Source organism: Saccharomonospora iraqiensis subsp. iraqiensis (assembly GCF_000430445.1).
Lineage (GTDB): Bacteria > Actinomycetota > Actinomycetes > Mycobacteriales > Pseudonocardiaceae > Saccharomonospora > Saccharomonospora iraqiensis.
The window spans coordinates 1-3,478 of the sequence record NZ_KE387075.1 but is presented as its reverse complement, the minus strand read 5'-3'; the positions used below and the strand labels follow the sequence as shown (position 1 = coordinate 3,478).

At 73.3% G+C, this 3,478-nt stretch carries 3 protein-coding genes; all 3 read left to right on the top strand.

The annotated features are described in order from the left end of the window. On the top strand, positions 1-1,138 hold a 1,138-nt coding region (locus ACTIR_RS22415), incomplete at its 5' end, for a TM0106 family RecB-like putative nuclease (RefSeq protein ID WP_065388556.1). A 100-nt stretch (positions 1,139-1,238) separates the two neighbouring features. After that, positions 1,239-1,565 carry a DUF6247 family protein gene (locus ACTIR_RS0108575; protein WP_026453957.1) on the top strand — a complete coding sequence of 109 codons (327 nt, stop codon included), beginning with the start codon at positions 1,239-1,241 and terminating at the stop codon, positions 1,563-1,565. Positions 1,566-1,763: 198 nt separating this feature from the next. Beyond that, a partial coding sequence (locus ACTIR_RS0108570; protein WP_034239106.1) for a gamma-glutamyltransferase family protein occupies positions 1,764-3,478 on the top strand: 1,715 nt, incomplete at its 3' end.

Sequence of the window (3,478 nt, the reverse complement as noted above, 5' to 3'; positions counted from 1 at the left end):
TCTGCACCGGCTGGCGGAGGCCGCCGGCGTCGTCGAGCCGGGGCGTGCGCTGGGCGGGGTCATCGGCCTGGACGCCGACGTCGTCGTGTGGCACGACCTGAACGCGCCCACGTGGCCGGGCGGGCGCAGTGCGCTGGACGAGTACGACGAGCGGTTCGCCGACCGGCTGGCGGTGGCACGGGCGGCCGCGAGCCGGTCGGAGGCGCTGGCCGAACCGTCCCGGGTGCTGGAGTGCAAGGGTTGTCCGTGGTGGCCGGTGTGCGAGAGCCGGTTGACCGCCGCGCGGGACGTCAGCCTCGTCGTGCGTGGTGAGGACGCCGTGCAGCTGCGGCGGGCCGGGATCACCACGGTGGACAAGCTCGCCGCGCTGGACCCGCAGGGGGCGTCGCCGATCCAGTGGACCGCGGCCACGTTCACCGACGCCGTGGCGCTGGCCCGGGCGTGGTTGGCCGACCTCACGGTGGTCCGCAGGGTCGAGCGGGTGCACGTGCCCCGCGGGGACGTCGAGGTGGACATCGACATGGAGAGCTTCGGCGACTCCGGCGCGTACCTGTGGGGCGCACTGCTGACCACCGCATCGGGGGTGGACCTCGGCATCGAACCCGGATACCACGCCTTCGCCACCTGGGAGCCGTTGCCGACCCCGGACGAGGGGAACTCGTTCGCGCGGTTCTGGACCTGGCTGTCCCGCGTGCGCGCCGCCGCGGCGGCGGCCGGGCTCGCTTTCCGGGCCTACTGTTACAACGCCATGGCGGAGAACCGCTGGCTGTACTCCTCGGCGGAGCGCTTCGCCGGGACCGGGGGCGTGCCTTCCCGGGACGAGGTGCGCGCGTTCGTCGAGTCGGACGAGTGGGTCGACCTGTTCCGCGGTGTCTCCGAACAGTTCCTGTGTGCCCGGGGCAAGGGGCTCAAGGTCGTGGCCCCGGTGGCCGGGTTCGCCTGGCGCGACCCGGAGGCGGGGGGCGAGGCGTCGATGCGCTGGTACCGGGAGGCCGTCGGGATGGACGGCGGGAATCCCGACGCCGGGCAGCGGGACCGCCTGCTGCGCTACAACGAGGACGACGTACGGGCCACGTACGCCCTCCGGGAGTGGATGAGCGGCCCGGCCGCGACGGTCCCGTACGTCGGCGATCTCTGACGTCGCCGGGCGCAGCCCCCGGTCCCCACCGCGCCCCCGGTCGCGTGACGTCGTGCGTCGACGCTGTCGGCTGTCGGTGGGTGCGGCTATCGTGGCGGGCATGAGTGCACCACACGCCGAGGAACCGTCTCGGCGTCGGCATCGGCTGGCTCCGGGCGCGTCGCCCGCGGCGATTCGGGCAGCGCTGCTTCCCGAGGACCGCGGCGCGTTCGACGCGGCCTACACCGCGGCGCTGGACGAGGCCCGCGCCAGCCTGGAGTTGACCGCACTGCTGGACCTGGTGGAGTCCTGGCGGAGGATCGCCGCTCTTCAAGCCGATCGGGAGAACTTCGCGCGCGTTGCGCGCCGGGCCGCTGAGCTGCGCACCGGCGATCCGGTGCCCGCCGACGAGCCGTTGTCGGTCACCCGCACGAAGGCGGGACTGTAGGTCCTGGTCTTCGAGGTGCAGTGGTTCGGCTGATGCCGTTCGACGGTGGTCAGGTCCGGTCGGAATGCGCAACCCGGCGCTCCGGGGCGTAGCCGTAGCGGCCCCGGTTTGCGGGAACCCGCCGCCCGCCCCGGCATTCGCTCCCGCTTGCGGAAAGATTGGTCGGAAGTTAGTTGAGCGAACGAACTTGTCACCCGTATGGTCGACACCGTGTTCACCTCCCGACCGGAACTCGCCGGAACCCACGGCATGGTCGCCTCGACCCACTGGCTCGCCTCCAGCACCGGGATGGCGGTGCTGGAGGACGGCGGCAACGCCTTCGACGCCGCAGTGGCCGCGGGGTTCGTCCTCCAGGTGGCGGAGCCGCATCTGAACGGGCCCGCGGGTCAGGTGCCCGCGCTGTTCTCCGTGGCGGGGGAGGCGACGCCCCGGGTGCTGTGCGGGCAGGGCGTGGCCCCGGCGGCGGCGACGCCGGAGCACTTCGCCGAGCTCGGGCTCGACCTGATCCCCGGCAGCGGGCTGCTCGCCGCGACCGTGCCGGGTGCGTGGGACGCCTGGCTGTTGCTGCTGCGCGACCACGGCACCAGGGACCTGCGGGAGGTATTGAAGTACGCGATCTCCTACGCGTGGCAGGGCGTTCCGGTCGTCTCCCGGATCACCGACACGATCGACGCGGTGGCGGGGCTGTTCACCCACCACTGGCCCGGATCCGCGGAACTGTGGCTGCCCGGCGGTGAGGCACCCACCCCCGGGTCGCTGCACCGCAACCGCGCGCTCGCCCGCACCTGGCAGCGGCTGCTCGCCGAGGCCGAGACCCGTCGGGGGCGGGAGGAACAGATCGACGCCGCCCGTCGGGCCTGGTCGCACGGCTTCGTCGCCGAGGCGATCGACACCTTCGCCCGCCGGGCGTTCCGCGACGACTCCGGCGCCGACCACGCGGGCCTGCTCACCGCCGACGACCTCGCAGGCTGGGAGGCCACCTACGAGGACGCGGTGATCAGCGACTTCGGGGAGTGGAGCCTGGTCAAGTGCGGGGCGTGGACCCAGGGCCCGGTGTTGGCCCAGCAGCTCCGGCTGCTCGAAGGGTTCCGCGACGAACTGACCTTCCGCGACGGTGTCCCGGACGCGACCACGGTCCACCTGGCGACCGAGTGCGCGAAACTCGCCTTCGCCGACCGGGAGGCGTACTACGGCGACACCGGGGTCGACCTGGCCGGGCTGTTGTCCCCCGAGTACGCCGCGCGGCGCCGTGCACTGGTCGGGCAGGAGGCCGACGACCGGCTGCGACCGGGTGGTCCGGACCCGCGGCTGCCGGAGGTGCTGTCCCGCACCCGGGGACAGGCCGCCGGCGGCGGGGCGGTCGGCGAGCCGACCGTGGACCCGGCCGGGGGCACCCGGGGCGACACGGTGCATCTCGACATCGTGGACGCCGCGGGCAACATGATCTCCGCGACCCCGTCCGGCGGCTGGTTGCAGTCCTCGCCCACCATCCCGGAGCTCGGCTTCTGCCTCGACTCGCGGGCGCAGATGTTCTGGCTGGAACAGGGGCTGCCGAACTCGCTGGCCCCGCGCAAGCGCCCCCGCATCACCCTGTCACCGTCGATGGCCCTGCATCACGGGGAACCGGCGCTCGCGTTCGGTACTCCCGGCGGTGACCAGCAGGACCAGTGGCAACTGTGCTTCTGGCTCGCCCACGTGGTCGGCGGGTACAACCTGCAGGAGTCGATCGACGCGCCCGCCTGGCACACCACGGCGTTCCCCAGTTCCTTCCATCCGCGTGCGTGGCACCCCCGGGAACTGGTCGTGGAGTCCCGGCTGGGCGCGGAGACGCTCGCCGAGCTGGCCGAACGCGGGCACGAGGTCGTCGACGCCGGGCCGTGGTCGCTCGGCCGGCTCTCGGCGGTCTCCCGGGA